Consider the following 2,742-nt stretch of genomic DNA (forward strand, 5'->3'; position numbering starts at 1 on the left):
GGCGCCTCGCCCGACGGCCCGGCCGGCCCGCCCGGTGCGGGGGGTGCGGGGGGTGCGGGACCTGCAGCCGACCGGCTCGACGCCGACGGCCTGCCGCTGCGCCACGACCTGCGGGGCGCCTCGGCCTACGGCGCCCCCCAGCTCGACGTGCCCGTGCGGCTCAACACCAACGAGAGCTCCCACCCGGTCCCGGAGGCCGTGGTGCGGGCGGTCGCGGAGGCCGTCGCCGCCGTCGCGGGCGACCTCAACCGCTACCCCGACCGGGAGTTCTCCGCGCTGCGCGAGGACCTCGCCGCCTACCTGGCCCGCACCACCGGCCAGCCGCTGGTCGCGGAGCAGACCTGGGCGGCCAACGGCAGCAACGAGGTGCTCCAGCACCTGCTGCAGGCCTTCGGCGGCCCCGGCCGCACGGCGCTCGGCTTCACCCCGGCCTACTCGATGCACCCGGTCATCGCCACGGGCACCGGCACCCGCTGGGTCGACGGGTTCCGCCCCGGCGACCCTGCGGACCCGTTCTGGCTCGGGGCCGAGGCCGCGGCGGCGCAGGCGGCCGAGGTCGACCCCGACGTGGTCTTCCTCTGCTCGCCGAACAACCCGACCGGGACCGCCCTCGACCTCGACGTCGTCACCGCCGTCCTCGACGCGGCCCCCTCGGCGCTGGTCGTCGTCGACGAGGCCTACGCGGAGTACGCCCGTGCGGGCACGCCGAGCGCGGTCACCCTGCTGCCCGGGCGCCGCCGCCTCGTCGTCACCCGGACCATGAGCAAGGCGTTCGCCTTCGCCGGGGCACGGGTCGGCTACCTCGCCGCCGACCCCGCCGTCACCGCGGCGCTGCGCCTGGTCCGGCTGCCGTACCACCTGAGCAGCCTCACCCAGGCGGCCGCCCGCGCCGCGCTCGCCCACGCCGACCTGCTGCTCGCCGCGGTCGAGGCGACCAAGGAGCAGCGGGACCGGCTCGTCGAGGGCACCGCGGCGCTGGGCCTGCGGCCCGTGCCGAGCGACGCCAACTTCGTCCTCGTGGGCGGCTTCGCCGACGAGCGCGCCGCGTGGCAGGCGCTGCTGGACCAGGGCGTCCTCGTCCGCGACGTCGGGCTCGCCGGGCACCTGCGGGTCACCGCCGGCACCGAGGCGGAGACCACCGCCGTCCTCGACGCGCTCGCCGCCCTGCCCCGCTGACGCAGGCCCTGCCCGCTGACGCGGGACCACCCCGGGTCCCTCGGCGCCAGCCCGAGGACCTACGGGTGAGCCCGTCGGCAGGTCGCGGTCGGAAGGTCCCGGCCCGCCGTCCCGTTACCGTCACCAGAGACCGCCCGACCCCACGCGAGGAGCGCCACCCGTGAGCAGGCCCGCCCGGACCGCCCGCATCGACCGGAGCACCAAGGAGAGCAGCGTCCTCGTCGAGATCGACCTCGACGGGACCGGCACGTCCACCGTGTCCACCGGCGTCCGGTTCTTCGACCACATGCTCGGCACGTTCGCCCGGCACTCCCTCGTCGACCTCACCGTGCAGGCGACCGGGGACACCGACGTCGACGCGCACCACACCGTCGAGGACGTCTCCATCGTGCTCGGCCAGGCCATCGCCCAGGCGCTGGGGGACAAGGCCGGCATCCGCCGCTTCGGCGACGCCACCGTGCCGCTGGACGAGTGCCTGGCCATGGCCGCGGTGGACCTGGCCGGGCGCGCCTACTGCGTCCACGAGGGCGAGCCCGCCGGGCAGGAGCACGTCATCATCGGCGGCAGCTACGTCGGCTCCCTCACCCGCCACGTCCTGGAGTCCCTGGCCCACAACGCCAAGATCGCCGTGCACGTGCGCGTGCTGTCCGGCCGGGACCCCCACCACGTCGTCGAGGCCCAGTTCAAGGCGCTCGCCCGCGCCTTCCGCGCCGCCGTCGAGCCCGACCCCCGCGTCGCCGGGGTGCCGAGCGAGAAGGGTGCGCTGTGAGCGGCGCCCCCAGAGTCGTCGTCATGGACCACGGCTCCGGCAACGTCCGCTCCGCGGTGCGCGCGCTGGAGCGGGTCGGCGCCGACGTCACCCTCACCGCCGACCGTGACGCCGCGACCGAGGCCGACGGGCTCGTCGTGCCCGGGGTCGGGGCCTTCGCCTCGGTGACCGAGGGGGTGCGCGCCGTCGGCGGGGACGCCGTCATCGACCGCCGCCTCGCCGGCGGCCGCCCCGTCCTGGGGATCTGCGTCGGCCTGCAGGTGCTCTTCCAGTCCTCGACCGAGCCCGGCGCCGGCGACCGCGAGGGCCTGGGCCAGTGGCCCGGGACGGTGCGCCGCCTCCCGGCCGACCGGGTGCCCCACATGGGCTGGAACACGGTGCGCCCGGCCGCCGGGTCCCGGCTCTTCGACGGCATCGAGGACGAGCGGTTCTACTTCGTCCACTCCTACGCGGTGCTCGCCCCCGGGCAGGCGCCGGTCGACGGCGAGCAGCCGGACGCCGAGCACGTCGCCCACCTGGGCAGCGAGCGCATCGCCGCACCCGTGGTCACCTACGCCGAGCACGGCGGGGTGCGCTTCGTCGCGGCGGTCGAGGACGGCGCCCTGTCCGCCACGCAGTTCCACCCGGAGAAGTCGGGGGACGCCGGGGCGGCGCTGCTGTCGACCTGGGTCCGCTCGCTGCGGGGGTGAGCCGCGAGCGGGCGCGCCGACGCGAGGCCCGCGAGCAGGTCGCCGCGACAGCCCGGGAGCGCGCCGAGACCCGCCGCCTCGCCGAGGTGCGCCGGGCCCGGGCGCGGG

The 2,742-nt window shown here is 77.1% G+C and carries 3 protein-coding genes; all 3 read left to right on the plus strand.

The window, feature by feature from the left end:
• The first annotated feature begins 90 nt into the window (after nucleotides 1-90).
• The 3 genes from WCS02_RS19415 to hisH all read left to right on the plus strand — a co-directional run bounded on the left by WCS02_RS19415 (nucleotide 91) and on the right by hisH (nucleotide 2,634).
• Entirely contained in the window at nucleotides 91-1,176 is a 1,086-nt protein-coding gene (locus tag WCS02_RS19415; RefSeq protein ID WP_422665440.1) for a histidinol-phosphate transaminase, read from the plus strand.
• Between the two features lie 160 nt (nucleotides 1,177-1,336).
• Nucleotides 1,337-1,945 (plus strand): imidazoleglycerol-phosphate dehydratase HisB, encoded by a 609-nt coding sequence (hisB, locus tag WCS02_RS19420; RefSeq protein WP_340295929.1) that lies wholly within the window; start codon nucleotides 1,337-1,339, stop codon nucleotides 1,943-1,945.
• Between the two features lie 23 nt (nucleotides 1,946-1,968).
• Nucleotides 1,969-2,634: an imidazole glycerol phosphate synthase subunit HisH gene (hisH, locus tag WCS02_RS19425; RefSeq protein WP_340295930.1), complete on the plus strand. Its 666-nt coding sequence runs from the start codon at nucleotides 1,969-1,971 to the stop codon at nucleotides 2,632-2,634.
• Nucleotides 2,635-2,742 lie beyond the last annotated feature (108 nt).

The sequence above is a fragment of the Aquipuribacter hungaricus genome (assembly GCF_037860755.1).
Classification (GTDB): Bacteria; Actinomycetota; Actinomycetes; order Actinomycetales; family JBBAYJ01; genus Aquipuribacter; species Aquipuribacter hungaricus.

Coding starts and splice junctions, on each gene's coding strand:
- hisH (WP_340295930.1), top strand. CDS start 1,969: ATGGACCACGGCTCCGGCAACGTCCGCTCCGCGGTGCGCGCGCTGGAG.